This is a genomic window from Martinezella dioscoreae, assembly GCF_009176305.1.
Taxonomy (GTDB): domain Bacteria; phylum Pseudomonadota; class Alphaproteobacteria; order Rhizobiales; family Rhizobiaceae; genus Rhizobium; species Rhizobium dioscoreae.
The window spans coordinates 1050979-1076616 of the sequence record NZ_BLAJ01000003.1 but is presented as its reverse complement, the minus strand read 5'-3'; the positions used below and the strand labels follow the sequence as shown (position 1 = coordinate 1076616).

Below are 25638 nucleotides of genomic sequence, written 5' to 3'. Positions count from 1 at the left end.
AAGGACCTTCTCATGCCCGATATTCGTCTTCTCTCCGCCGTTGAGGCTCGCACTGTCCTGCGGGATCTCTGCGATGTGCTTGCCGATTGCGTCAATGGCGGCGCTTCCGTCGGCTTCATGCAGCCTTATGGACCTGCCGATGCATTGCCTTATTGGCAGAGCGTCGCCGATAGCGTCGAAAGCGGCGGGACATTGCTTTTTGTCGCCGTGATCGAGGACAGGGTCGTAGGCACGGTGCAGGTGGGCGCAGCCCAGATGCCGAACCAGCCCCATCGCGGCGATCTCAAGAAGTTGCTGGTGCACCGATCCGCGCGGGGTAAGGGCCTTGCCCGCCTCTTGATGGAGGCGGCTGAGCGCGAGGCAGCCCGTATCGGCAAGACCCTGCTTGTGCTCGATACGGCAACCGGCAGCGATGCCGAGGCGATCTATCCGCGCCTGGGCTGGCAGCGCGTCGGCGTCGTGCCGGACTATGCGATGTGGCCGGAGGGCGGCCTTTGCGACACGACCATTTTCTATAAGCGCATTGCAGCCTGAGAAGGCTATTCAGGCTGAGAAGGCGGCAATGGCGTCCTGCAATGTCGATCCCGCTGTCCATTGCATCGCCTTCCAGCCGAAGTGCCGTGCGGCCTCGATATTGGTCTCCACATCATCAATGAAGCCGATCTCGCTTGCGGATATCCCGACACGTTCGGTTGCCAGCCGGAAGAATTCGGCGGCTGGCTTCTGATGGCCGAGGGCGGCGGAATAGAAGATGCCGTCGAAGCGGGAGGAGAGCCCGAGTTCGCCCATCAGATAGGCGGCGCGCATATGCTCCTGATTGGTGGCAAGGAACATCCTCGTTCCCCCGGCCCGCAGGGCGGCGAGATCGTCGAGCAGGACGTGGTCCAGGCGGGAATCATTCTCGAACCAGTAGTCGATCAGCGTTCGGGCACTGAGATGAGGAGCGATTTTGCCGAGAACTTCTGCAAGCTTCGGCTCCAGCGCATCGCGGCCGGTGACGATATCGACCCAATAGGTTTTGAAGAACGCCTGTTGAAGCACATCCAGCCGCAAGCCCAGATCGCGCTCCAGATAGGTGAACAGCGGCAATCCGTCGCTTGGCCGGCCGTGCACCAACACGCCGTCGACATCGACCATCAGGAGTTTCATGCGGCCGCCTCCAATTCCTCAAACGCAGGCGGAAGGTGCAGTTGTTTGCAGCAGCATTCAAGATTGCATGTCACCCTTTTTTCTCGGACGCGATGCATGTAAGCCTTCGTGTTATCAGCAGAACTAAGTGGGCGATGGGGAGGCGAACATGCGGGTCATCTATTCGGAGGATCACAAGCTCAGAGACGCGAAGACCGAGCTGCATGATGGCCAGCTCGTCACACCCTTCGAGGCGCCCTTCCGCGCCGAATGGATCCTCGCCGCCGTGAAGGAAGCCGGCTTTGCCGATGTGATTGCACCTCATGCCCACGGGCTGGAAACGGCGCAAAAGGTGCATGATCCGGCCTATCTCGATTTTCTTGGCGTGGTCTGGGAGCGCTGGGTCGCCGCCGGCTACAAGGGTGAGGCGATCGCCAATTCCTTTCCCGTTAGGCGCACCAGCCAGCGCGTGCCTGACAATATCGTCGGCATGATCGGCCATTATGCCAATGCCGCCGATACCTCGATCACGAAAGGGTCCTATGAGGCGGCGCTCGCTTCCATGCGCTGCGCTCTGACAGGCGCCGACTGGCTCAACGCCGGCAACCGCTTCGCCTTCGCACTTTGCCGCCCGCCCGGCCATCATGCCGGCATCGATCTCTTCGGCGGTTATTGCTTCATCAACAATGCCGGCGTCGCAGCGCAGCGGCTGCGTGATCACGGCGCGGCCAAGGTGGCGGTGCTCGATGTCGATTTCCATCACGGCAACGGCACGCAGGACCTTTTCTACCGACGCGGCGATGTTTTCACCACCTCACTCCATGGCGACCCCATCCACGCCTTTCCCTATTTCCTTGGCCATGCTGATGAGGAAGGCGAGGGTGATGGCTTGGGCGCCAACCGCAATTACCCCATGCCGCGCGGCACGCCATGGGAGGTCTGGTCGGCGGCGCTCGACGATGCGCTTGCCCGCATCAAGGCCTTCGGTGCGGAGGCGATCGTGCTTTCACTCGGTGTCGATACGTTCGAGCGCGATCCGATCTCCTTCTTCAGGCTGACATCGCAGGACTTCATCCGCATGGGCGAGCGGGTTGCTGCCGCAGGCCTGCCCGTCCTCGTCTGCATGGAGGGTGGCTATGGCGTGCCCGAGATCGGACTGAACGTCGCCAATGTGCTGAAGGGTCTCGAAGCCTGAGGCGCCTTGCATCAAAGTGCCTGATCGCAGGATGAAAAGTTTGAATTTGCCACTGCATGGCCACGCCTCTAAAACGCCGCCTAGTTGGGGGTGTTTATGGAACAGAAGCTTGTCGACAGTGGATCGGATGGCGGCGCGGGGCTGATGCCGCATCCGGATGTCGCGCCATCGACCGGCGGCATTGCCGCCGGCGTGCTGATGTGCGTGATGTCGATGTCGTCAATCCAGTTCGGCTCGGCCCTGTCGGCTCCGATCATCAACGCCTATGGGCCGGCGGGCGCAACGTGGCTGCGGCTCGTCTTCGCCTCCATCGCGCTGGCGATCATCGTTCGCCCGAAGATCACGAGCTACAGCCGCTCGCAATGGCTCGGCGTGCTGGCGCTCGGCACAGTCTCGGCGCTGATGACGACTTCTTTCTTTTCGGCAATCGCGCGCATTCCCCTAGGGCTTGCCGTCGCCATCGAATTTCTCGGGCCGCTGCTGGTTGCGACCCTCGGCTTCGGACTCAGCCGCCAACTTCTCTGGCCAATCCTTGCGGCAATCGGCGTTCTGCTCCTGGCCTATGATGGCGAAGAATGGGTCGGCAATCTCCCCGGCATTCTCTTTGCCATCGGCGCAGGCGCGGGCTGGGCCTGCTACATTCTTTTGACGAAGAAGGTTGGCAATGCCTTTCAGGGCCTCGAGGGGCTTTCCATGTCGCTGCTGGTTGCAGCGGTCGTTTCCACCCCCTTCGGCTTTGCCTCGGCCGTCCCGCATCTGACGGCCTTCGGCCTGCTCGAAATAGCCGGGCTTGCGCTGCTCGTTCCGCTGATGCCCTATGTGCTGGAAATGGTGGCGCTGCGGCGCATGCCCACCTCGTCCTTCGGCATCCTCATGAGCCTCGAGCCTGCCATCGGCGCCTTTGCCGGCTTCGTCATCCTGTCGCAGCCGATGACGCCGTCTCAGATGTTCGGCACCGCGCTTGTTGTTGCAGCCAGTATCGGGGCGACGATCTTCGCTGCGAAAGGCTAAGACTGGCGGGGGGTAAGCCGTCGTTGCTTTGAGTTTGGCCCGGCAACTCTCCGTCAATCCGCGGCTTGAAGCCTGGCGATCTGGGGTGCAACGATTGCAATGAACAGTTCTGGATCGCCGAAAGCTCTCGCCGAGAGCATTGCTCCATGAACCGAGGCCATCAGGATTTGTGCCTCTTCCTCGGGCCGTTTGTTCAGCCGGAAGAGGCCATTCTCGGTTCCCGCCTGCAGCACTGACGTAAGCCACCCGGCGAGGCTATGAAAATGGCCTCGCACCTGGGATGCGACCTCCTCCGGCAGCATCTGCATCTCGCTGGCGAGCATCGCACAGACGCAGAAGGGCAGCGAGGCGTCCCGAATGCATGAGTGCCAGTAGCTCACATAGGCCTGCAGCTGTTCCGCGGGGCTCGAGATGCCTTCGCGCAAAGACTTCAAACCCGCTTCCGTCTGCTGCCTGTAACGGTTCACCAGCACCGAAACCAGTTCGGCCTTTGTCGGAAAGTGATGGTGGATGCTTGCCTTCCGGATGCCGATCGCAGCGGAGATGTCGGCATAGCTGAAGCCGTTGTAGCCTCCGGCCACGATAAGAGCCTGTGCGATGTCGAGAATTTTTTCTGAAGTGGAAGTTATTGATTTCATATCGCTGCCTACCTTTTGGTAGGCTGGTTGTCAAGATTGCCGCACCACTTCTGGCTCTCACGAAACGGTGTTCGAGCCTGTGTTGACTTACTGAGTGTATCTTCCTACTAGTAGGTAGGTAAATACAAGGAGCCTCCCGATGCAAAGTCGCATTTCATCGCAGCCCAACTGGCTGCAATCCTACTATTTTACACGTGCCCTGTTCTCGATCGTCTGGATTGCAGCCGCGATCTTCCTCAGCGCAAAACCGCCATCCGCCGCGTTTCTGCTGGTGATCTATCCTGTCTGGGATGCCCTCGCCAATCTGGTCGACGCCCGGGTTAACGGCGGCCTGAAGGTCAATCCGTCCCAGGCGTTGAATGTTGTCGTCAGCATCGTCACGGCGCTCGCCGTTGTCGTGGCCGCCTACAATAGCACCTATGCCGTCCTGGCCGTGTTTGGGGCTTGGGCGATCCTCTCGGGCTTGCTGCAACTCTACACCGGCGTGAGGCGCTGGCGTATCTACGGCGCTCAATGGGTAATGATCCTGAGCGGCGCGCAGTCGGCGCTTGCTGGCGGTTTCATGCTCAGCCGATCCCTCGGCACGGTCGAGCCGACCATTCTGGATATCGTCCCCTACGCGGCGTTCGGAGCCTTCTATTTCCTGCTTTCCGCAATCTGGCTTGCGGTCACGGCCTATCGCAAAGCACATGCATAGGCGCTGCGTGATCTTGTGGCGGCGAGTTTGAAGTGACTTGCCGCCGTATTTTCGCGCGGCCTGCCTTAAGCCGTCGTTCTCGCGGGATCGTCCAGCGCTGGATTATAGAAGAGTGAGAGCGTCAGACTCTTGGCGATGCGCTCGGCCGTCGCCATGAACCAGTCTCTTGCCTCTTTGGAAGGCGCGATATCGGTAAGGGTTTCGGAGAAAAGCGCCAGCCATTCTGGAAAGAGGTCGGCGGCGATGCCCTCGACGCCGAGATGCGCCTGGACCGGTTTGCCGCCATAGGCGCCGTTCTTGAAGGCAACGGAGGACCAGAAGCGCTTCATCTTTTCCATGTGGTCGGGCCAGCGCCCGGCAAGGCGCCCGTCGAAGACCGGTCCGAGCCGGGGATGCGCCTGAACGCGCCCATAGAACGTGTCGACCAGCCTGTCGATGAAGGCGGGATCGATGCCCATCCGCGCCATCTCCGCCTCGGCCCTTTCGCGGATGCCGGCAAGATGGGCGGCGCGAGCCTGTATCTCGTTTTCCATAATATTCTCCGGGTGCCGGCGCGTGGAGAACCGCTGCTCCGACGTCTTTCAGGTCCCTATGTATGCAATTTCTCAGCGCGACCAAGACGTCATGGAGATGTTGCGGCAATCTGTCAAAGTCGCGCTGCTATTTCCGCGGCCTCGTTCGGCGGGCCACAAATTTTCCGGCACGATTTTCCCTCCGCAATGACGTCTCCGTGCTTGACCAGCGCAATTGCCGACTTTAGAATTAGAATAATTCTAAAGTTATGAGGTTGCCCCGATGCTGCTAGGCTTATTTCGCCCGTCGAAACGTCCCTTCACCTCTCTTTCCGAACAGGAGATTTTGGCGATTGCCATTGCGGCAGAGGAAGACGATTCACGCATTTATCTCGCCTATGCCGATACGCTCCGCCCGCATTATCCCGAGTCCGCCAAGGTTTTCGAGGATATGGCCGAGGTCGAGGATACGCATCGCAAGACATTGATCGACATGCACCGCCGCCGCTTCGGCGAGCGTATCCCGCTGATCAGGCGTGAGCATGTGCGCGGCTTTTACGAGCGCAAACCCGATTGGCTGCGCAAGAACCTCTCCCTCGATGCCATGCGCGACGAGGCCGAGGCGATGGAGCAGCAGGCCTATAATTTCTATGTCGAAGCAGCCAAGCAGGTATCCGATGCCTCGACGCGCCAGCTTCTCGGCGATCTCGCACTTGCCGAGCAGGGTCATGAAGATGTTGCCCGCCTGCTTGGCGAGAAGCATACGCCGGAAGAGGTCAAGCACGAGGAAGATGCGCAGGCGCGCCGCCAGTTCGTGCTGACCTATGTGCAGCCGGGTCTCGCCGGGCTGATGGATGGCTCTGTCTCCACGCTCGCGCCGATCTTTGCCGCCGCCTTCGCCACGCAGCAGACCTGGCAGACCTTTCTCGTCGGCCTTTCGGCTTCGGTCGGCGCCGGTATCTCCATGGGTTTCACCGAGGCAGCCCATGACGACGGCAAGATCTCCGGTCGCGGTTCGCCGATCAAGCGCGGCCTTGCCTGCGGCATCATGACCGCGCTCGGCGGCCTTGGCCATGCGCTGCCCTACCTTATCCCGCATTTCTGGACCGCGACGATTACGGCCGCAATCGTCGTCTTCTTCGAGCTTTGGGCCATCGCCTTCATCCAGAACAAATATATGGAGACGCCGTTCCTGCGGGCTGCCTTCCAGGTCGTCCTCGGCGGCTCGCTGGTGCTGGGTGCCGGCATTCTGATCGGAAATGGGTGAGACGCGTTCGGCATAGCCGACGAAACGATCCGGTGAATCGTTTCGAGCGCCGAACGCCCCGAGCCCAGGCGAAGAGCCGGCGGTGAGGGACGGGCAATGTTTTGTGGTTTTGTCGCCCCCGAAAGGGCAAAGACACTCCGAGATCACGAAATGTTAAATTTCGGAACGCCTTCCGCCGCCACCGGTTAGCAACACGAGGCCGCTCTTGGCCTCGTCTGCAAACCAAAGGAGATGATCCAATGGCAAACCAAGGTGGAACCCACGAGCAGCATGTGAAGGCTGGCCAGCAAAGCCACAAGCGCATGGACAACGACAACACCAGGAATGCTTCGTCCACCGGCTCCCGTGAGCAGCACTCTGCCAGCTCACGCGGCGGCACCCACGAGCAGCACGTCAAGGCCGGCCAGCAGAGCCATAAGAACTCTTGACGCTCGTGCTGGTAGCAAATTCGTCCGCACACAGGAGTGAGGACGGGTCTTATTACAAGACGAAAAAGCAAAAGGCCGGTCCGATGGGCCGGCCTTCTTGTGTAACGAGAAATTAGCTCGCGCTTACTTGACGGCGCCAACCAGGACGTCGTTGCCGTTCTCGATGGTGACCCAGCGGCCGGCATTGAAGCTCGCCTGACGCTTCAGATAGGAATAGGGAGTTTTGGTCCAGACCTTGATCTCGTCCTCAAGGTTGTCGAGGATAAAATCGCCCTGCTTGGTGCGCAGCGTCAGCACTGCATGTCCTTCGCCATCAGGCTTGCGAACGACCGTCATCAACAGGTTGGAGGCGGAAATGCCGCTCTGGATGAGGAGCTTGCGCTTCAGCAGGGCAAAATCCTCGCAGTCGCCAGCGGTCTTCGGATATTCCCAATATTCCTCCTGGCCGTAGACTTCCATGTCGGTCGCCGGGCGGATCGTCTTGTTGACGCGCAGGTTGATCTGGTTGACGAGAGCCCAGGCGGCCGCGTTCATGTCGACGGGACCGACATTACGGGTCGGACCGCATTCGTCGGTATGTCTCTGGCAGAAGTCGTAGTGTCCGATCGGCTGGGAGGTCACGTTGCCGACGGTCATCGAAACACCCTGCTGAGGTGCCGGCATCGCCGCCGACGACATCGCAACTATAGCAGCGAAGGCAATCAACAAGCCCTTAATACGCACGCCCACTATCCTTGTATCGTCCCTGCATTTGTTAACAAATTGTTAATGTAGGGGGGTGCGCGAAGTCAATCGTTACTTAAGTGTTAACACCGGAACCGGCTCCTATGGTTAATTTCGGCACAATCAAGGAGATAGTTGCCATAATTTCCTGCTGCCTGCGATTACGCAAGCGCGCCCCCGAGGCGGTCGCAAAAGGAGCCAGCGCACCGAGCATTTCGCAGATATCTATTTGTTTTTATGGCGCTTTATGTAGCGCCAACGTCTCGGCCACAGCGAGCATGCGCTCGATGTCCTGCGGCCGCGACAGGCGATGATCGCCGTCGCGCACAAGCGTTAACACGACATCGTCCGCCGGCAGATGCTCGACCAGCTTTAACGAATGCGAGAAAGGCACGTCTGCATCCTGCATACCCTGCAATATATGTACCGGGCAGCGAGTCTCGATGATGCCGGTCAGCACGCGATTGGCGCGGCCGTCCTCGATGAGGGCGCGCGTGAAGATGTTCGGCTCGGGGCTGTATTCCGAAGGCTCCTCGAAATAGCCGCGTTCCGCCAGCGAGCGCCGCTCGACATCGGAAAGGTTCGGCTCGATGAGATCGATGGTGAAATCGGGAGCAGGCGCGATAAGCACGAGGCCGGCGATGGCGGCTGTCTTTTTGCGTTTGCGCAGTTCCTGGATGACCCTGAGCGCGATCCAGCCGCCCATCGACGAGCCGACGAGAATGATCTTCTTCGGTTTGGTATGATCGATGACGGCAAGTGCCTCTTCCAGCCAGCGCGAAATCGTGCCGTTGGTGAACTTGCCGCCGGACTGCCCGTGGCCGGAATAGTCGAAGCGAATACAGCCGACACCAAGCCGCTCCGCCAGCGCATCCAGCTCCACGGCCTTGGTGCCGCTCATGTCGGATCGATAGCCGGACAACCAGACGAAGCTGACATTCCTGGCACCCTTGCCGGCGGTGCGCTCGATGATGGCGATCTGGCGCTCGCTCTCGCCCGTGCCAACGGGAAGGAAGGTCTGTTGGATGGATGTGGCGGTCTCGGACATGGAAAACTCCCGGATTTTCTGCCCTATAGAACAGATTCGCGTCCGCGTGACCTGAAAAATCCTCGATCTTTTCGCTGTAGTTTCTATATAAAGGGAGAAGGATACTGTGTCCTTCGCGCATCTCGCGCTTCCAGGACACTCCATTGACACGCGGGAGGTGCTTTTTTCCTGCTGTCATGCTATTGACTTCAACACAGCTTTTACGACATTTCCGTCAGTTGCGCCGACGGGGAGCGAGAGGCTGCAGCTATCCGAAACAATTCGTGGAGAATACGACCATTCGCAGACCTTTTAAAGCCGACGCGCCCGTAAAGGACGGGCCGCGTTCCAACAGGGAAATTCGCATTCCCAAAGTTCAGCTCATTACGGCTGACGGCCAGAATATGGGCATCGTCCCGACCGACCAGGCATTGAGAATGGCAGAGGAGGCCGGTCTCGATCTGGTAGAGATTTCCCCCAATGCTGAACCGCCTGTGTGCAAGATCCTCGATCTGGGCAAGCTGAAATACGCCAACCAGAAGAAGGCCGCCGAGGCGCGCAAGAAGCAGAAGATCGTCGAAGTCAAAGAAATTAAGATGCGTCCCAACATCGACACCCATGACTATGAGGTGAAGATGAAGGCGATCGGTCGTTTCTTTGAAGAAGGCGACAAGGTGAAGGTGACCTTGAAGTTCCGCGGCCGCGAAATGGCCCATCAGGAACTTGGCATGAAGCTGCTTCAGCAGGTCAAGGAAGATACGATCGAGATTGCCAAGGTAGAGGCCGAGCCCAAGCTCGAAGGCCGCCAGATGATGATGGTGCTTGCGCCGAAGTGAGGCGCAAGTCGGAGTAGAGAGGCCGGAGCCGTCCCTTGGACGGCTTTTTCCTTTTCTGCGGCAGGGGTCGATGCCTGTCATCGATCTGCAAAGATTCCCGCATTCGCACCGTTGCACTTCGGGGCAAGTGCGGTTATAAGCGCGCGTCCGAACTGACCGGCAGGGCATGCCGTGGCAGTTCAGAATGCTGGTGGAGCGGTTCGTCACCGTATCCGCCGTTCAACAACAAACGCTCCGGCACCTTGTTGCAGCCCGGCCAGTCCGGATCTGTGGGAAGGGCTTTAAGCAAAGCGCGCCAGGAAGCATCGAAGGAGTAGCAAAATGCCCAAGATGAAGACGAAGTCCTCTGCCAAGAAGCGGTTCAAGATCACCGCATCCGGCAAGGTCAAGGCAGCCGCTGCTGGCAAGCGCCACGGCATGATCAAGCGTAGCAACAAGTTCATTCGCGATGCCCGCGGCACCATGGTTCTCGCAGAACCGGATGGCCGTAAGGTTGTCAAGAACTACTTGCCGAACGGTCTCTAAGACTATTCGTAACGCTATAGACTAAGGAGATCATGAAATGGCACGCGTAAAAAGAGGCGTTACCGCCCACGCCAAGCACAAGAAGGTTCTGAAGGCAGCCAAGGGCTTCTACGGCCGCCGCAAGAACACCATCCGTACCGCCAAGGCCGCCGTCGACCGTTCCAAGCAGTACGCTTACCGCGACCGCAAGGTCAACAAGCGCAACTTCCGCGCCCTCTGGATCCAGCGCATCAACGCTGCCGTCCGCGAGTTCGGCCTGACCTACGGCCGCTTTATCGACGGTCTGAACAAGGCTGGCATCGAAGTCGACCGCAAGGTTCTCTCCGACATGGCAATCCATGAGCCGGAAGCTTTCGGCGCCCTCGTCGCTGCCTCCAAGAAGGCGCTTGAGTACCTCAAGGACGCTGGCACGAAGAACGAGTTCGAAGCCGCTGTTGGCTAAGAGCGTCTACTAGACAGTTTTTGTCATATTTATGAAACCCGCGCTTGTGTAACCAGCGCGGGTTTTGTATTTTTTGCAATACAATCAATTTGCGATAGTCACCTTGAGGATTCCCGGTATCGGGAATGGGTGAAATTGTTGAATGGCAAGACTGCGGAACTGAACTTCATACCCAATCTGAACGGTAAGGACATAGAGACCTTGCTGACGGTGCTGGTGAACGGTTCCAGCCGTGTCGAGCGAGTTGCCCTTTCTGCCTGTCAGGTCTGGATCAAGCGATACGGCACGAAGAAACCCTCTGCCTGGCGTCATCTGCAGAGGGTCTTTTCACGCATTGTCCCGCTCGCCTTCCTGCGCCCCTGTACCTATCTGTCTGCGCGGCAGATGGCCGAGCGGGAAATGCAGCGCATCGGCTTGTTCAGGCAGCGGGGTGTAGCCGTTCCGGAGGTTCTCTACGCTTCGAATGGCGCGCTTGTTCTTGCGGACGCCGGAATCACGGTTCAGCGCCGCCTTGCGCAGCTGAAGGAGAGCGATCCCGCTGCTCACGATGAACTCATGGTCGCTTGCGCTGCCGAGCTCGGCCGGCTGCATGCCAAGGGGCTTTGTCATGGCAGGCCCTATCCGCGCGACATGTTCTTCGCCGGCGATCGGCTTGGCTTCATGGATTTCGAGGAGGACCCGCAGACAGTCATGTCGCTTGCAGTGGCGCAGGCCCGTGATATTTGGCTGCTCTTCCTGCAGATCGCAACCGGCGCTCGCCTCGGGCTTGCGACGCAGAACAGAGCCTATGAAGCCTGGTCGGAGCAGGCACCAGCGGCTGCGCGCGCCGAGCTTCAGCGCATGATTCGCTTTCTAGGCGGTTTTTTGTTCCTTGCCCGGTTGATTGGCCGCGTGCACATGGGTAGTGATCTCCAGCGCTTCATCGTTGCGACAAGCTTTCTGATGCATGCGTTCACCACTTATTCCGTGGACTGAGAGCCCGATGGCCCCTGGTCCGCAAGGCAGGACCAGATGACGGAACTCGTAACACTTGAAACCCAACTCATGGCCGAGGTGGCCGCGGCGAACGACGAGCAGGCGATCGAGGCGGTCAGGGTTGCTGCGCTCGGCAAGAAGGGCTCGGTTTCTGAACTGCTGAAGACGCTGGGCTCGATGTCGCCGGAAGAACGGCAGACACGCGGCGCGGCCATCAATGCTCTCAAGAATTCCGTCACCGATGCCATTAACGCCCGCAAGGGCGAGTTGCGCGATGCGGCGATCGAGGCGAAGCTGAAGGCGGAGACCGTCGATGTCAGCCTGCCGGTTCGCTCCTCGCCGGCCGAACGCGGCCGCATTCACCCGATCAGCCAGATCGTCGACGAAATCACCGCCATCTTCGGCGACATGGGCTTCTCGATCGCCGAAGGTCCCGATGTCGAGACCGATTATTATAACTTCACGGCGCTGAACTTCCCGGAAGGACATCCGGCCCGCGAAATGCACGACACCTTCTTCTTCCAGCCGGATGAAAAGGGTGAGCGCAAGGTGCTGCGCACGCACACCTCGCCGGTGCAGGTGCGCACCATGGAAGCGCAGAAGCCGCCAATCCGCATCATCATCCCGGGAAAAACCTACCGCCAGGATTCGGACGCCACGCATTCACCGATGTTCCATCAGGTCGAAGGCCTCGTCATCGACAAGACGGCGAACGTCGCCAACATCCGCTGGGTGCTCGAAGAGTTCTGCAAGACCTTCTTCGAGGTCGACAATGTGACGATGCGCTTCCGCCCGTCCTTCTTCCCCTTCACGGAGCCGTCCTTCGAAGTGGATATCCAGTGCGACCGCTCCGGCCCGATCGTCAAGTTCGGCGAAGGCACCGATTGGATGGAAATCCTCGGCTGCGGCATGGTGCATCCGAACGTACTGCGCTATGGCGGTCTCGATCCGGACGAATATCAGGGCTTTGCCTGGGGCATGGGCCTCGATCGTATTGCCATGCTGAAATACGGCATGCCCGACCTGCGCGACTTCTTCAACGCCGATGTCCGCTGGATGAACCACTATGGCTTCCGCCCGCTCGACATGCCGACGCTGTTCGGCGGCCTGAGCGCGTAAGGAAGGGATAAAGCACATGAAATTCACACTCTCCTGGCTGAAAGAGCATCTGGAAACCGACGCCACGCTCGACGAGATCTGCGCCCGCCTGACGATGATCGGGCTGGAAGTGGAAGAGGTCGACGACAAGGCGGCGTTCAAGCCCTTCGTCATCGCCAAGGTTCTCTCGGCAGAAAAGCATCCCCAGGCCGATCGCCTCAAGGTGCTGATGGTCGATACCGGCAGCGGTGCGCCCGTTCAGGTCGTCTGCGGCGCACCGAATGCGCGCGCCGGCCTCGTTGGCGCCTTCGCTGCCCCCGGCACCTATGTTCCCGGCATCGATGTGACGCTCGCCATTGGCAACATCCGCGGTGTCGAGAGCCGCGGCATGATGTGTTCGGAAAAGGAACTGGAAATTTCGGACAGCCATGACGGCATCATCGACCTTCCGGAAGATGCACCTGTTGGCACGAGCTTTGCCGCCTATGCCGGTCTCGATGATCCGGTCATCGAGATCAATCTGACGCCGAACCGCCCGGACTGTACCGGTGTCTATGGCATCGCCCGCGATCTCGCCGCCTCCGGCCTTGGCACCCTGAAGCCCCGCCTCACGCCAACCTTTCCTGTCCAGGGCGAAACGCCGACCGAGCTCAAGATCGAGCTGGATGATGCGCGCCTGTGCCCCGGCTTTTCGCTGCGCCTCGTGCGCGGCGTCAAGAACGGTCCGAGCCCGAAGTGGATGCAGCAGCGCCTGCTCGCCATCGGTCTCCGTCCGATCAGCGCGCTGGTCGATATCACCAACTACATGACCTTCGATCAGGGCCGGCCGATGCACGTCTTCGACGCCGCCAAGGTCAAGGGCAATCTGGTCGTGCGCCGCGCCAGGGACGGCGAAACCGTGCTGGCGCTCGATGAGCGCGAATACAAGCTCAACCCCAGTAACGTCGTCATCGCCGATGACAACGGCGTCGAATCGATCGGCGGCATCATGGGCGGCGAGCATTCCGGCTGTGACGAGAACACCACGGACGTGCTGATCGAATCGGCGCTCTGGGACCCGATGAACATCGCCAAGAGCGGCCGCAGCCTCGGCATCATCACCGATGCGCGCTATCGTTTCGAGCGCGGTGTCGATCCGGAATATATGGTGCCCGGCCTTGAGCGCACGACGGAACTGGTGCTTGCCTGCTGTGGTGGCACGGCCGCCAAGGCCCGCGTCGAGGGTTACAAGGGCTATGAGGCAAAGGTCGTCGATTTCCCGCTGTCGGAAGTCAAGCGCCTGACCGGCCTCGAAGTCTCGGCCGATGAGAGCAAGTCCATCCTGACCAAGCTCGGCTTCTCGGTCTCCGGTTCCGGCGAGCGCATCTCGGTCGCCGTTCCCTCCTGGCGTCCGGATGTCGATGGTAAGGCTGACCTCGTCGAAGAGATCATGCGCATCCATGGCGTCGACAATATCAAGCCGCAGCCGTTGGCGAGCCACACCGCCGTGAACGGCAAGATCCTGACGACGCTGCAGATCCGCACGCGCACCGCCAAGCGGGCGCTCGCTGCGCGCGGCATGCTGGAAGCGGTCACCTGGTCTTTCATCTCGGAAGATCAGGCCAAGCTCTTCGGCGGCGGCTCCAACGCGCTGAAGCTTGCGAACCCGATCGCCGCTGATATGTCCGACATGCGTCCCTCGCTGCTACCGGGTTTGCTTTCGGCCGCGCAGCGCAATGCCGACAAAGGCTATGGCGACGTCGCGATCTTCGAAGTCTCTGGCACCTATGAGAACGATAGGCCCGAGGGCCAGCGTCGTGTTGCCGGCGGCATCCGCCGCGGCACGGCAACGCTTGCCGGCGCCGGCCGGATGTGGTCGAACGCAACCAAGGGCGGCGGCAAGCCGGTCGATGTCTTCGACGCCAAGGCCGACGCTTTGGCCGTCATCGAGGCCTGCGGCCTGCCGATGGGCAATATCCAGATCGAGCAGGGCGGGCCGGCCTGGTATCACCCCGGCCGCTCCGGCACCATCAAGATGGGGCCGAAGGTCGTGCTCGGCTATTTCGGCGAATTCCATCCGAAGACGCTGGAAGCGCTCGACGTGTCGGGTGCTCTCGCCGGCTTCGAAGTCTATATCGATGCCATGCCCGAACCAAAGAAGAAGGCGACCCGCACGAAGCCGGCGCTGGAGCTTTCACCCTTCCAGGCCGTCAAGCGTGACTTCGCCTTCGTGGTCGACAAGTCGGTGGAAGCCGGCGCGATCATCCGCGCTGCGACCGGTGCCGACCGCAAGCTGGTCACCGGTGTAAACGTCTTCGACATTTTCGAGGGTGCATCGCTTGGCGAGGGCAAGAAGTCCATCGCCATCGAGGTGCAGATCCAGCCGGCAGAGCGTACGCTGACTGATGAGGATTTCGAGGCACTGACCCAGAAGATCGTGGCAAACGTCACGAAGTCGACGGGTGGGGTGCTGAGAGGGTAGAGCGGCTTATCACTATCAGTAGCTCTTGCGTTTGCTGATAGTGCAACACCCCCCTCTGTCCCTGTCGGGACATCTCCCCCACAAGGGGGGAGATTGGTAACTCGTGGCGCTCGAGTCCCTCAAGGAAATATCGAGTCCGTAGAAACTGCAGCTTATTGTTTTACGGATAAAGAGAGGCATACTCCCAACAATCTCCCCCCTTGTGGGGGAGATGTCGCGACAGCGACAGAGGGGGGTATCAGACGCTCGGCATAAAAGGCGTGCCTCGGGCCGCATCATCTACCGATGCAGATGATAAACCTTGTTCACCACACTCCACCGCCCATCGATCTTCACCAGCGATAGATAATCCGAAAACCGCATGCCGGCGAATTCGTCGACGACCTTGACGCTGGCCGCATCGCCTTCGATGTCGATCAACTCGATCTCCATCAGCGGTATGGTGCCGGGCGGCGCACTGCCTTCCTCAACGATCGCGGCAATGAATTCATCTCGCGTCATCCATTCCACCGCGCCTTGGTAGTTGCCGATGATCGCTGCTCGCGGATGGAAGGCCTTGCGCAGCGCTGGCTCGTTCGCAAATGCCATGCCATCGACATAGAGATGAACGACCGCACGGATTGCCTGCTCTTCCGACATCTCGTCATTCCTCGTTTGAGTTATGCCTAAGATATCATAGACGCCGGCGGCTGACAAAAATGCCGGCGGCGTGATCGCAATGCTTTGACGGATATTATTCGACAAAAACCCGCACGCTTGCTGCGCGCCCTGCCGCATCGATGACCGTCAGCGTCGAATAGCCGGCGCCATCGGGCGTCCATTGGTTGGTGCGGCGGCGCGACATGTCGGGTAGCGGCTTGCCGTTGGCGAGCCAGCGGAACGGCGCCCTGCCACCCTGCAGCTTCAGCGCCAGCGGCATGATCTGGTCGTTGCCGCTGCTGGCGCCGAGATCGACGCGCGCGCCTTCCGGCGGATAGACGATCTGTGGGGCGGGTTCGCGGCTGGAGGCCGCCAGCAGCCCGGCAGCAGTCACGGAAAAGCGCCGCTGACTGATCGGCAGTTCGGTCGGCGCGATGCGTACGGCACCCATGGGAGCTGCAGGGAAAGGCGCTATGGCAACGCCCGATTTGGCGAAGGCTTCGAACAGGACGGGTGCGGCCGAAACATAACCCGCCAGCCCGGGCACGGCGCCATTGTCCGGACGGCCGACCCAGACGCCGAGTACATGCGCGCCGTCATAGCCGATCGACCAGGCATCGCGGTTGCCGTAGCTGGTGCCGGTCTTGTAGGCGATACCGAGCTGTTTGCTGCCGCGCGGCGCGATGATGTCGGAGAGAATGTCGGTGATGTTCCACACCGCGATCGGCTCCATCAGCGGCTCGCCGTCGATCGGTCCGGCCTCGTCCTGCACGCCATCGCCGATCCGCATCGCCTTGCCGCGATTGGCAAGCCCGGCATAGAGCTGCACGAGATCCTTCAGCGTCACGCCGACGCCGCCGAGGCCGATGGCAAGCCCGGGCGCTTCGTTCGGCGGCAGCTTCGGCTTCACCTCCGCGCGACGGAAGCGCACCAGCAGCCGCGTGGGACCTACGGCATCGAGCAGCCGCACGGCCGGCACATTCAACGACAATTGCAGCGCCTGCCGTACGCTGACATCGCCCTGGTAGCTCATGTCGAAATTGCGGGGACGATAGCCGTAGAAATCGGCGGGGCGATCCTCGATGATCGTTTCCTGGGCCACATAGCCCTGCTCGAAGGCAAGGCCGTAGATGAAGGGCTTCAGCGTAGAGCCGGGCGAGCGCAGCACCCGGGTCATATCGACCCAACCGGCGCGCGAGGAATCGAAGTAGTTGGCGGAGCCGACCTCGCCGATGATCTCGCCGGTCTTGGCATCGGCCATGATCATCGCGACTGACACCTTCGGCCCGAGCCGCTTTGCCGCCACATCGGCAACGGCTTCGAGGCCCTGCTGCACATCACGTCTCAGCGTCGTCTTGTGCTTGATCATGCCGGGCTGTTTGCGCAGCGCAAGTTCGGCCAGATGCGCGGCATAGGCCGGGAGCTGCCGACGCTGAGCCGGAATGGGGGAGAGCGAGGCGCGCTCCGCTTCGCCTTCGCCGATAACGGCTGCCACCGCCGCGCGCTCGAGCACGCGATGGCGGGCGGCCTGGGCTGCTGCGAGATTGCGGTCCGGCCGGCGCTTTTCCGGCAGCTGCGGCAGCGCCACGAGCAGGCCAGCCTGCGCGACTGTCAGGTGTCGCGGCTCCTTGCCGAAATAGGCAAGGCTCGCCGCGCGCACGCCTTCCAGATTGCCGCCATAGGGAGCGTGCGTCAGATAGAGATCGAGGATCTGTTCCTTGGTCAGCCGCCGCTCGATCTGGATGGCACGAGCGACCTGCAGGAGCTTTGCCGTCATCGAGCGCTCGCTGCGCGGCTCGATCAGGCGCGCGACCTGCATGGAGAGCGTCGAGCCGCCGGAGACGATGCGGCCATGTGTGACGAGCTGCAGGAAGGCGCGGCCGATCGCCATCGGGTCGACGCCGTGATGGTCGTAGAAGCGCCGGTCCTCATAGGCGACCAGCATGCGCAGAAATTGCGGATCGACATCGGCGACGCCGGTCTTCAGCCGCCAGCGGCCATCGGGAGTGGCAAAGGCGCGCAGGAGATCGCCATTGGCGTCGAGCACCTCAGCGGAAACCACGCGGGCATTGTCCAGCGGCGGCGGATAGGCTCTGTCCGCGGCTTCCAGGCCAAAGACCAGAGCCACCACTATTGCGGCAGTGGCTCCAAAGCCGATCGCAATCTTCCAACGCGCCTTCATGTCTGCTTCTTATTGCTGGGCGCCCAGCACCTCCATGCGGCCCATCGCCGTGCGGGCCGAGAACTGCGGACGGTACATGTCCTCGACGCTTGCGGCCGGATGATCGTAGACGCCGGGGGTTACGGCGCGCACGACATAGGCGAAGGTCATGTCACGGTCCGCGCCCGAACCCTGGTCGAAGGCGGCGACGAAGCGGTCGTTGCGGAATTCGACATGGGCCGGCTGAACTTCGCTAAGCCAGTCGAAGTTCGACAACTGGGCACTGTTGACGATGCTCGGATTATCGATCTCGAAGCCTGCCGGCAGGAGATCGGTCACGAGGATGCGCTGTGGCCAATCATTGTCCTCGGTCACGTGCAATACGACGACATAGCGTTCGTTCTGCTGTGCCTGGCTGACATTCGCCTCTTCGCCGTCGAGCGTATAGTACTTGCGCTCGATCTTGAAGCCGTTGCCGCCGGCCGGCAGCTGCGCGACCGGAGCCGCGACCGTGGTTACGGCAGCCGACAGCGGCTGGCGCGTCGTGTTGGTCACGGTCAGCGGATGGCCCATCAGAGCATCGCCCGACATCTGTGCCATGTAGGTGCCGCTATGGGCGGCGCCGTTGACGTCGAGTGTCAGGCCGTCATCGCCGTTCTGCAGGGCGCGGGCGGCGAGCAGCATCCAGGTCTGTTCCTGGGTGCTGGTATATTTCCGGCTCTGCCAATCCTTGGCGACGACGCTGGCGAGTTCCGGAATGATCGGCGGCACCGGGCGGCTTTCGGCAGCCAACGCCAGCACGGCCGCACCGTCGCGCAGCGACGAGCCGTAATCCGAGCGGACGAAGCTGACCTTTGTGACTGCCGCCTTCTGCGACATCTGCAGCGAGTCCACGAAGATGTTGCGAGAGCGCTGAGCATCCCCATAGAGCGCGAGAGCCGCAGCCAGATGCGCCTTGGAGAGCGGCGTCGGAAAGTCGTTCAGCATCGTGTCCGCATAATATCGCAGATCGCTGATCGAGGCCTTCTTGTTGCGCGCGAGCACATAGAGCGCATAGGCGATTTCGTTTCCGTTGTCCTTGACGTTGGTGTTGGCGCTCAGCGCATTCTGGAGGTTTTCGAGGCCCTGCACCATCGCCTGGTCCGGCACGTTGTACTTCTGCTCGCGGGCGCGGGTCAGGAAGTCCATGACGTAGGCGTCGAGCCAGAGATCGCCGGAACCCGGTCCCCAGAGACCAAAGCTGCCGGTCGAAGACTGGTAGGACAATTCGCGATAGATCGAATCCTGCACGCGCTTCTGGATCTCGGCGTCATCGGCAAGGCCATTCTTGATGGCCATGTCGCTGAAGTAGAGCAGGGGCATGGCGCTGCTCGCCGTCTGTTCCGCGCAGCCATAGGGATAGCGGCTAAGGCTCATCAGCAGCGCCGGCACATCGAAGGCGCTGGAGCGACTGACATTCACGCTGACAGAGGCGCCGGGTAGCACGCTATCGGCAAGAAGATCGGCATTGACGGTGAGGCTCTTGCCGGGGGCCAGCGCGATGACGCGCCGTTCGGTGACCGGCAGCTGCGACGGACGAACCGGGATATCGACCGATTGATCGAGCGACATGCCCGAAGCATTCGACAGCTTGATCGAAACCGTGCCGTCGCCCGGCTGTCCGCCGGTCAGCGGCAAGGTGATCGCGTATTTGCCGCCGGTTTCGAGGTTGATCTTCTGCTGGGTAGCGTTTGCATCCACCGTCACGGCGCTGTTGCCTGTTACCGCGAGCGTGTATTCGCCGGCCGGCGAATCGGTGTTGGCGACGTCGAGACGCAGGTTGGCCTTGTCTCCGGGCGCCAGGAACTTCGGCAGGCTGGCGGTGACGACGACAGGATCGCGGATGATGACGTCCTGCGTCGCGTGACCGACGCCGGCCTTCGACCAGGCAACCGCCATCAGCCGCGCCGTGCCGTTGAATTGCGGAATGTCGAAGCTGACATTGGCCTTCCCATTCGCATCAAGCTTGATGGGACCGGAGAAGAACGCGATCAGCTTTTCCTTCGGCGGGCTTGCTTGTAAAGCCGCCTGTCCGCCGTCGCCGCCGGTGCGTAGCTTGCCGGTGGCGCCGAGCGAGCCATCGATGAGGCGACCGTAGATGTCGCGGATTTCGAGGCCGAGCTGGCGCTGGCCGTAATACCAGTCATCCGGTGCCGGCGGCTGATAACGCGTGAGATTGAGGATGCCGACATCGACGGCGGCGATCGTGACGTAGGCGTCCTCGTTGGCGCCTGCGCCGGCGACCTGCAGGCTGATATCAAGCGGCTGGCGCGGCAGCGTCTTCTGCGGCGCGTCGATCTTGATCTGCAGCTTGCGTTCGCCGGGATCCACGGGAGCCCATTTGATGCCGATGGCGCGCATCGGCATCCGGCTTTCCTGGGCTTCGCCCGGGCGGAACAGCGTGGCCGTCAAGTATGTACCCGCGCCCCAGTCGGCGGTCACGGGAACGTCCACTTCGCCGCCGTTGGCGCCGATATCGGCATTGGTGACCGAGATCAGCGTCTCCGAACCGGCCGTCACCATCAGCTGGCCGGCATAGCGCGAAGTAACCTTCAGCTTGGCCGTATCACCGACATGGTAGCTCTCCTTGTCGAGCGCGATTTCGAGCGCGTCAGGCGTTTCCGTTGAGGTGGAGGCGACATACCAACCGGCATTGAACTCGACGCTCGATTCCGGGCCGTTCGCGTCGGCGGTAGAGACTTCGAGCCGGTAGCGGCCCCAGGTAACGGGCATGGAAATCGCCGCGCCGTCCGTCGTGGCATTGACCGTGCCGACCGCCACCTGCTTGGTGGACATGATCGGCTCGAACTTCCAGCTGCTGCCGTCGCGATACCATTGATAATTGCGCTCGACGCTGAGCAGCTTCCAGGTCAGGCCCTGCATGGCCTGTTTCTGGCCATTGGCGTCGACAACGATGACGTGGAAGTTGCCGACGGAGTTTTCCCCGAGATCGCCGTCGAATTCCGGTTTGATGCCGATGCGCGGCCCATCTGCCTTGACGGGCAGCGTCAGCAAGCGCTCGACGGCGCGGCCGCCGGCTTCCTGCATGCGCACCGTGATATTGGCGTTCAGGAGCTGCGTGGTCGAGGGCGTATCGTTGATCGTGACGTTGAAGGTGGTCTTGCCGTTTTCATCCAGCGCCTGCAGGTCTTCAAGGGGAACCTGCGTGCTCTCGGCCTTGCTGTCGCCGCTGTCGCTGTCCTCGTCGTCATTGTTTGCGTTTGCCTTGCCGGCGCCTTCGTCGGCGAGGCCGAACTGATAGCCCTTGTAGGCGTCGCTCTGGCGCGTCGGCTTCAGCGTCACTTCGCCTTCCAGATTGAGGCCGGCGGCCGGTGCGCCATAGAGATAGCGTCCGTCGACATTGATCGGCGTCGGCTGGCCGACTTCGATCTCCTTGGCGTCGCTCTTCATGTCGAATTCGATGCGATCCGGCACGAAATCGTCGACGAGGAAGGTCTGTGAGCCGATAGAGGAACCCTTCGGGTCGGTATAGATATTCATCGTCCAGGTGCCGCGCATCGAGGTCTGCTGCAGCGGCAGATCGACATTATAGCCGCCCAGCTTGCCGCCATCGGTGACGATGCGGCGATCCTCGACGCCATCCGGACGCAGGAAGACGAACGTGAGTGGCAGGTTTTCGACCGCCGTCGAGCTGACGTCGCGGGCAAGGGCGGAGGCATGCACCGTCTCGCCGGCACGGTAGATGCCGCGTTCCGTCCAGGTCAAAAGATCGATCGCACCAGGCGCGGTTCGACCGGCGACGCCGCGATCGGAAAGATCGAAGCCGGCGCGCGTCATGTCGAGGAAGACATAATCCTGATCGCCGTTTTGGGCGGTAATCACGGCCGGCGTCATGCCAGCAGTACCGCGCATCAGGCCGGCGCTGAAGACGGCGCGTCCGTTGTCGTCGGTCTTCGCCGTGCCGAGGATTTCATTGTTCTTGGCGAGCAGCTGCAGCTGGATGCCGGCCAGCGGCTTGGCGCTGCCGAGCGAGCGGGCGAAAACGTTGAGCCCGTCGGTGCCGGCATAGGTGGTGACGCCGATGTCGGAAACGACGAACCACTGCGTCGCCTGCGGGTCCCATTCATGACCGCCGCTCTCGGGCGCAACCGCCGTCAGCACATAGACGCCGGGCTTGCGCTTCGGTAATGCCTCGTCCACAGGGAAGCTGGTCGCGACTTCCTTGTTGAGTTCCTGCTTGATCTCGATGGAGCCCTGCCAGACCAGCTCGCCATTGGTGTCCTGGATAGTCTGGGCGCTGTAGCTGTCCACCTGTGTCAGGAACTGCGAGTTGTTCAGAAGCTGCGCGATATTGCGGTCGCCGATGCGATAGAGCTTGAGATTGGCCGTGTTGGCGTTGACCGAAACGATCGGGATGCCGCGGCGTGCAGTCGAAGGCAGGACGAAATTGTCGCCGGTGAAGCGCAGCGAAGCCGTGCGATCCTTGACGTAGATATCGACATTGACCTGCGAGGCGAGGTTTTCATCCACGGAGGAGGGCAGGCCGGCGCGCAGCGAAATGCGATAGTGCTGGCCGAATTCCAGGCCTTCGACACAGATCTGGTTGTCCTTGGCGTCGACACCCTTCGGCGTGGCGTCGTTGAGGGTGACGAAGGGCGTGTAGTCGACGCCGCTCTTCACCAGCTTTTCGGAGAACTGCACGCAGGCGCGGGGCGAGGCATTGTCGTTGTCGAGCGTATTGCCGGTCACGCGGAAGCCCTGGCGAGCCAGAAGATCGTTATAGGCTGCCTGGACGGCGGCGGAGCTGACGAGATTGAGGCTTGCCTTGTAGGCGCTGAGCGCGGGGCGATAGTTCTGCGCGTTCTTCAGCGCTTCGGCGAGCACAGCCAGCGCATCGGCGCGGCTGCTCGTCGTGCGGGTCAGTTGGTAGCCGTTGAGCGCGGCATAGGCGGCCCGCGTGGCGACGGACGTGTCGTTCGTGATCGTATTGGCGGCGCGCGCCATCTCGATCCACAGATCACCATTGTCGGGATTGATTGAAAGCGCGCCCTGGAAGGCGTTTAGGGCATCGTTGACATTGCCCGAAGTCAGTTCGATGCGGCCGAGCGCGATCAGGCTTTCGACGCCCTGGCCCTTCAGCTCGTTGCCGAGCGTCAGCGTGTTCTTTGCATCGCGCGCGCTCTGGACGAAATTGTCGGAAAGGAAGGAAAGGGCAGGGGCAGCGCCGATATCCGGCTCGCTGGTGGCGGCCGTCTCGACGATCTTGCCGGCGATCGCGCCGGGGAAACTGTTGAGCTGATTGAAGTCCGACTTCATGAAGCACCACTTCACCTTGGGATTGTAGGTGAAGGCCTTGCAGGACTTGTCGCCGATGCAGGAGGCGGAGCACTGATCCAGCGTCACATTCTGCTCTGTGCGCAGATCGAAGCCGAAGTAGTCGCCATCCTTCGTGGTGACCACCTGGCGCTTGACGTCAGCGGCGACCGAAGGGGTCAGAGATGCGAAAGTGGCGAGAAGAAAAGCAGAGAAGCCGATAAACGCGCGCCTAGACATAAGTCCTCCCCACGCTGCCCGTTTTTGATGGCGGCAATCTTCAAATTTCGCACCCGTTTGTCAACCGAGCGTGGAGCTTTCGAACGAGCTTCGCGTCCATGACGATCAATCTAGGAATTTGAAAAAGCCTGCAATTCAGGCGATTCGCATGTTCGGCCATCTTCTCTGCGATGCTTCACTTTTCTTTTCGGTCCCAAAAAGACACCGACCTTTGCGGCCGATGTCTTTGTGTGGGCAGAAGGAGCAGCCCGTTTGTCATATATTCGTCATCGCCAGGGAGGCATCGGTGTATCGTTTGCCGGCGACCGTTTCGGGCGAGATGATGCCACCAAGTTCCTTCAACTCCTGCGGCGACAGCGCGATATCGGCAGCGGCGGCGTTCTGCTCGAGATGGTGCAGTTTGCGTGCGCCGGGGATCGGCACGATGTCGTCACCCTGATGCAGCACCCATGCGAGCGCCAGTTGTGCCGCCGTGACATTCTTTTCTTCGGCAAGAGCTTGAAGCCTTGCCACCAAGGCCGCGTTGGCATCGAAATTCTCGCTCTGGAAGCGTGGCAGCGAGCGGCGGAAATCGTCGTCGGCGAGATCCTCCGTCTTGTGGATCGCTCCGGTCAGGAAGCCGCGGCCAAGCGGGCTGTAGGGCACGAAGCCGATGCCAAGTTCGCGGCAGGTGGCGAGCACGTCTTCCTCGGGATCGCGGCTCCAGAGCGAATATTCGCTCTGCACTGCAGCGATCGGATGTACGGCATGGGCGCGGCGGATGGTGGCAGAGCCGGCTTCGGATAGGCCGAGTGTGCGCACCTTGCCCTCTTTCACAAGCTCCGCCATGGCGCCGACCGTATCTTCGATCGGCACATTCGGGTCGACGCGATGCTGGTAGAAGAGGTCGATGACATCGGTGCCAAGTCGCTTAAGGGAAGCTTCGGCGACTTCCTTGACATGCTGGGGCCGGCTGTCGACGCCGATCATCGCCGCCGGGCCACTTTTCGTGAGATCGAGCTTGAAACCGAATTTGGTGGCGATGACAACGCGGTCACGCACAGACTTCAGCGTGCGGCCGAGCAGCTCTTCATTGGTGAAGGGGCCGTAGACCTCGGCGGTGTCGAAAAAGGTGACGCCGAGATCGACGGCGCGATGGAGCGTCTTGACGGATTCGGTCTCGTCAGTGGCGCCATAGGCAAAGCTCATGCCCATGCAGCCCAGTCCAACGGCGGAAACGGTGAGATCCTTACCTAGCCTGCGGGTTTTCATGATGTATTCCTTCTTGAGACGTATGGGAGCGACAGGGGCTCGTGTCCGCTGCCTACGAGTTCAAGTTAGGGTTCCGGACAATGAATGAAAATCCATGCAAATTCTTACAGGTTGTTCTATAATTTAGATCAATGAACAGAACACAGCTCTCTCAGCTTGCGGTTTTTGCCGCCGTCGCCGCCCATCGCAGCTTTCGTGCTGCCGGCAAGGAATTGTCGATCGCGCCATCGGCGGTCAGCCACGCCGTCTCCAGCCTTGAGGAAAGCCTCGGCGTGCGGCTGCTTGCCCGCACCACGCGCAGTGTGCTTCCGACCGAGGAGGGGCAGGCGCTATTGCAACGGTTGGGGCCGGCCCTGGAGGAAATCGATATCGCGCTTGAGGATGCGCTTGCGACCCGAGGCCGCCCCGCGGGGACGTTGCGCATCACCGCGCCGCGTTTTGCCTCTGACCTCCTGATGGCACCTCGGCTTGGCGATTTCCTCAACACCTATCCCGATATCACGCTCGAGATCGCCAACGAGGATGGCTTCAGCAATATCGTCAAGGAAGGCTACGATGCCGGCATCCGGCTGGCGGAGAGTATCGAAGGCGATATGATCGCGGTGAAGGTCTCGCCTGACATACGCACGGTCATCGCCGGGTCGCCTGCCTATTTCGAGAAGCATCCGAAGCCGCTGCATCCACGCGATCTCGTCCATCACCGCTGCATCAAGCGGCGATTTACCGATGGCTCGATCTATCGCTGGGAGTTCGAGAAGGATGGCCGCGAACTGGTCGTTCCCGTCGATGGCCCCTTGATCGTGATCGAGGATCGGCTCGGCGTTTTGGCTGCCCTCAATGGCGCCGGCCTTGCCTATCTCTTCGACATTCGCGTGCAGCAGGAACTGGCGGAAGGCAAGCTCATCCGCGTGCTCGAGGACTGGTGTCCGCCCTATCCGGGCTTCTGCATCTATTATCCGAGCCGCCGCCAGATGCGCCCGGCCCTCAGAGCTTTCATCGATTTCTTCAGATATAGCGGGCCATAGCCATACCGGGGATGGATGGAGAAGGGCGGCCGAGCGTGGCCCGCCG

The 25638-nt window shown here is 61.1% G+C and carries 22 protein-coding genes; 13 read left to right on the top strand and 9 right to left on the bottom strand.

From position 1 onward, the window contains the following. Window positions 1-12 precede the first annotated feature (12 nt). A complete protein-coding gene (locus GDN47_RS17145; RefSeq protein WP_152093850.1) occupies window positions 13-534 on the top strand; it encodes a GNAT family N-acetyltransferase in 522 nt (173 codons plus the stop codon). Between the two features lie 9 nt (window positions 535-543). On the opposite strand, the gene GDN47_RS17140 is transcribed toward GDN47_RS17145, so the two are convergent. Continuing rightward, complete coding sequence (locus tag GDN47_RS17140) at window positions 544-1149, bottom strand: HAD-IA family hydrolase (protein WP_152093849.1); 606 nt, start codon at window positions 1147-1149, stop codon at window positions 544-546. Window positions 1150-1297: 148 nt separating this feature from the next. On the opposite strand from GDN47_RS17140, the gene GDN47_RS17135 reads away from it, so the two are divergent. Together GDN47_RS17135 and GDN47_RS17130 are read left to right on the top strand one after the other, a co-directional pair. After that, window positions 1298-2323, top strand: a complete 1026-nt coding sequence (locus tag GDN47_RS17135; RefSeq protein ID WP_152093848.1) for a histone deacetylase family protein — start codon at window positions 1298-1300, stop codon at window positions 2321-2323. A gap of 96 nt (window positions 2324-2419) precedes the next feature. Next, on the top strand, window positions 2420-3334 hold the full coding sequence (locus GDN47_RS17130) for an EamA family transporter (protein ID WP_173002502.1): 915 nt from the start codon (window positions 2420-2422) through the stop codon (window positions 3332-3334). Window positions 3335-3387: 53 nt separating this feature from the next. Here the strand turns inward: GDN47_RS17130 and GDN47_RS17125 are convergent, their stop codons facing one another. Beyond that, entirely contained in the window at window positions 3388-3972 is a 585-nt protein-coding gene (locus GDN47_RS17125; RefSeq protein ID WP_145323408.1) for a TetR/AcrR family transcriptional regulator, read from the bottom strand. A 139-nt stretch (window positions 3973-4111) separates the two neighbouring features. Here GDN47_RS17125 and GDN47_RS17120 point away from each other — a divergent pair, with 139 nt between their 5' ends. Further along, entirely contained in the window at window positions 4112-4669 is a 558-nt protein-coding gene (locus GDN47_RS17120; RefSeq protein ID WP_113329864.1) for a DUF308 domain-containing protein, read from the top strand. A gap of 65 nt (window positions 4670-4734) precedes the next feature. On the opposite strand, the gene GDN47_RS17115 is transcribed toward GDN47_RS17120, so the two are convergent. Further along, window positions 4735-5202 carry a group III truncated hemoglobin gene (locus GDN47_RS17115; RefSeq protein WP_113329865.1) on the bottom strand — a complete coding sequence of 156 codons (468 nt, stop codon included), beginning with the start codon at window positions 5200-5202 and terminating at the stop codon, window positions 4735-4737. Between the two features lie 262 nt (window positions 5203-5464). On the opposite strand from GDN47_RS17115, the gene mbfA reads away from it, so the two are divergent. Further along, window positions 5465-6448 (top strand): iron exporter MbfA, encoded by a 984-nt coding sequence (gene mbfA / locus GDN47_RS17110; RefSeq protein WP_113329866.1) that lies wholly within the window; start codon window positions 5465-5467, stop codon window positions 6446-6448. A gap of 239 nt (window positions 6449-6687) precedes the next feature. Beyond that, window positions 6688-6876 (top strand): hypothetical protein, encoded by a 189-nt coding sequence (locus tag GDN47_RS17105; protein ID WP_069611022.1) that lies wholly within the window; start codon window positions 6688-6690, stop codon window positions 6874-6876. 123 nt (window positions 6877-6999) lie between these two features. Here GDN47_RS17105 and GDN47_RS17100 read toward each other — a convergent pair whose 3' ends face one another. After that, window positions 7000-7599, bottom strand: coding sequence for a transglutaminase-like cysteine peptidase (locus tag GDN47_RS17100; RefSeq protein WP_113329868.1), 600 nt, complete (start codon window positions 7597-7599; stop codon window positions 7000-7002). Between the two features lie 235 nt (window positions 7600-7834). Further along, on the bottom strand, window positions 7835-8647 hold the full coding sequence (locus GDN47_RS17095; protein WP_113351414.1) for an alpha/beta hydrolase: 813 nt from the start codon (window positions 8645-8647) through the stop codon (window positions 7835-7837). A 278-nt stretch (window positions 8648-8925) separates the two neighbouring features. Between GDN47_RS17095 and infC the strand changes: the two genes are divergently transcribed. The 6 genes from infC to pheT all read left to right on the top strand — a co-directional run bounded on the left by infC (window position 8926) and on the right by pheT (window position 14963). Next, window positions 8926-9462 (top strand): translation initiation factor IF-3, encoded by a 537-nt coding sequence (gene infC / locus GDN47_RS17090; RefSeq protein WP_173002511.1) that lies wholly within the window; start codon window positions 8926-8928, stop codon window positions 9460-9462. A gap of 321 nt (window positions 9463-9783) precedes the next feature. Then, window positions 9784-9987 carry a 50S ribosomal protein L35 gene (gene rpmI, locus GDN47_RS17085; RefSeq protein WP_069611026.1) on the top strand — a complete coding sequence of 68 codons (204 nt, stop codon included), beginning with the start codon at window positions 9784-9786 and terminating at the stop codon, window positions 9985-9987. A gap of 37 nt (window positions 9988-10024) precedes the next feature. After that, on the top strand, window positions 10025-10429 hold the full coding sequence (gene rplT / locus GDN47_RS17080; protein WP_069611027.1) for a 50S ribosomal protein L20: 405 nt from the start codon (window positions 10025-10027) through the stop codon (window positions 10427-10429). Between the two features lie 138 nt (window positions 10430-10567). After that, window positions 10568-11404: a BUD32 family EKC/KEOPS complex subunit gene (locus GDN47_RS17075; RefSeq protein WP_233789948.1), complete on the top strand. Its 837-nt coding sequence runs from the start codon at window positions 10568-10570 to the stop codon at window positions 11402-11404. Between the two features lie 36 nt (window positions 11405-11440). Beyond that, complete coding sequence (gene pheS / locus GDN47_RS17070) at window positions 11441-12523, top strand: phenylalanine--tRNA ligase subunit alpha (protein ID WP_112722780.1); 1083 nt, start codon at window positions 11441-11443, stop codon at window positions 12521-12523. 16 nt (window positions 12524-12539) lie between these two features. After that, window positions 12540-14963, top strand: a complete 2424-nt coding sequence (gene pheT, locus GDN47_RS17065) for a phenylalanine--tRNA ligase subunit beta (RefSeq protein ID WP_152093846.1) — start codon at window positions 12540-12542, stop codon at window positions 14961-14963. A 279-nt stretch (window positions 14964-15242) separates the two neighbouring features. On the opposite strand, the gene GDN47_RS17060 is transcribed toward pheT, so the two are convergent. The 4 genes from GDN47_RS17060 to GDN47_RS17045 form a co-directional block, all read right to left on the bottom strand. Continuing rightward, on the bottom strand, window positions 15243-15602 hold the full coding sequence (locus tag GDN47_RS17060; protein ID WP_015338486.1) for a nuclear transport factor 2 family protein: 360 nt from the start codon (window positions 15600-15602) through the stop codon (window positions 15243-15245). Window positions 15603-15696: 94 nt separating this feature from the next. Further along, window positions 15697-17784: a penicillin-binding protein 1C gene (gene pbpC / locus GDN47_RS17055; protein ID WP_152093845.1), complete on the bottom strand. Its 2088-nt coding sequence runs from the start codon at window positions 17782-17784 to the stop codon at window positions 15697-15699. A gap of 9 nt (window positions 17785-17793) precedes the next feature. Then, window positions 17794-23316 carry an alpha-2-macroglobulin family protein gene (locus GDN47_RS17050; RefSeq protein WP_152093844.1) on the bottom strand — a complete coding sequence of 1841 codons (5523 nt, stop codon included), beginning with the start codon at window positions 23314-23316 and terminating at the stop codon, window positions 17794-17796. Window positions 23317-23571: 255 nt separating this feature from the next. Then, a complete protein-coding gene (locus tag GDN47_RS17045) occupies window positions 23572-24567 on the bottom strand; it encodes an aldo/keto reductase (RefSeq protein ID WP_152093843.1) in 996 nt (331 codons plus the stop codon). A 131-nt stretch (window positions 24568-24698) separates the two neighbouring features. On the opposite strand from GDN47_RS17045, the gene GDN47_RS17040 reads away from it, so the two are divergent. After that, window positions 24699-25592, top strand: a complete 894-nt coding sequence (locus tag GDN47_RS17040; protein ID WP_113329876.1) for a LysR family transcriptional regulator — start codon at window positions 24699-24701, stop codon at window positions 25590-25592. Window positions 25593-25638 lie beyond the last annotated feature (46 nt).

Bases quoted from the DNA above. Each gene is read 5' to 3' on its own strand.
- GDN47_RS17105 (WP_069611022.1), top strand. From the start codon at position 6,688: ATGGCAAACCAAGGTGGAACCCACGAGCAGCATGTGAAGGCTGGCCAG.
- GDN47_RS17040 (WP_113329876.1), top strand. From the start codon at position 24,699: ATGAACAGAACACAGCTCTCTCAGCTTGCGGTTTTTGCCGCCGTCGCC.
- GDN47_RS17125 (WP_145323408.1), bottom strand. From the start codon at position 3,972: ATGAAATCAATAACTTCCACTTCAGAAAAAATTCTCGACATCGCACAG.
- GDN47_RS17050 (WP_152093844.1), bottom strand. From the start codon at position 23,316: ATGTCTAGGCGCGCGTTTATCGGCTTCTCTGCTTTTCTTCTCGCCACT.
- GDN47_RS17115 (WP_113329865.1), bottom strand. From the start codon at position 5,202: ATGGAAAACGAGATACAGGCTCGCGCCGCCCATCTTGCCGGCATCCGC.
- GDN47_RS17095 (WP_113351414.1), bottom strand. From the start codon at position 8,647: ATGTCCGAGACCGCCACATCCATCCAACAGACCTTCCTTCCCGTTGGC.
- rplT (WP_069611027.1), top strand. From the start codon at position 10,025: ATGGCACGCGTAAAAAGAGGCGTTACCGCCCACGCCAAGCACAAGAAG.
- GDN47_RS17120 (WP_113329864.1), top strand. From the start codon at position 4,112: ATGCAAAGTCGCATTTCATCGCAGCCCAACTGGCTGCAATCCTACTAT.
- pheS (WP_112722780.1), top strand. From the start codon at position 11,441: ATGACGGAACTCGTAACACTTGAAACCCAACTCATGGCCGAGGTGGCC.
- GDN47_RS17140 (WP_152093849.1), bottom strand. From the start codon at position 1,149: ATGAAACTCCTGATGGTCGATGTCGACGGCGTGTTGGTGCACGGCCGG.
- GDN47_RS17045 (WP_152093843.1), bottom strand. From the start codon at position 24,567: ATGAAAACCCGCAGGCTAGGTAAGGATCTCACCGTTTCCGCCGTTGGA.
- GDN47_RS17135 (WP_152093848.1), top strand. From the start codon at position 1,298: ATGCGGGTCATCTATTCGGAGGATCACAAGCTCAGAGACGCGAAGACC.
- GDN47_RS17130 (WP_173002502.1), top strand. From the start codon at position 2,420: ATGGAACAGAAGCTTGTCGACAGTGGATCGGATGGCGGCGCGGGGCTG.
- mbfA (WP_113329866.1), top strand. From the start codon at position 5,465: ATGCTGCTAGGCTTATTTCGCCCGTCGAAACGTCCCTTCACCTCTCTT.
- GDN47_RS17145 (WP_152093850.1), top strand. From the start codon at position 13: ATGCCCGATATTCGTCTTCTCTCCGCCGTTGAGGCTCGCACTGTCCTG.
- rpmI (WP_069611026.1), top strand. From the start codon at position 9,784: ATGCCCAAGATGAAGACGAAGTCCTCTGCCAAGAAGCGGTTCAAGATC.
- pheT (WP_152093846.1), top strand. From the start codon at position 12,540: ATGAAATTCACACTCTCCTGGCTGAAAGAGCATCTGGAAACCGACGCC.
- GDN47_RS17060 (WP_015338486.1), bottom strand. From the start codon at position 15,602: ATGTCGGAAGAGCAGGCAATCCGTGCGGTCGTTCATCTCTATGTCGAT.
- pbpC (WP_152093845.1), bottom strand. From the start codon at position 17,784: ATGAAGGCGCGTTGGAAGATTGCGATCGGCTTTGGAGCCACTGCCGCA.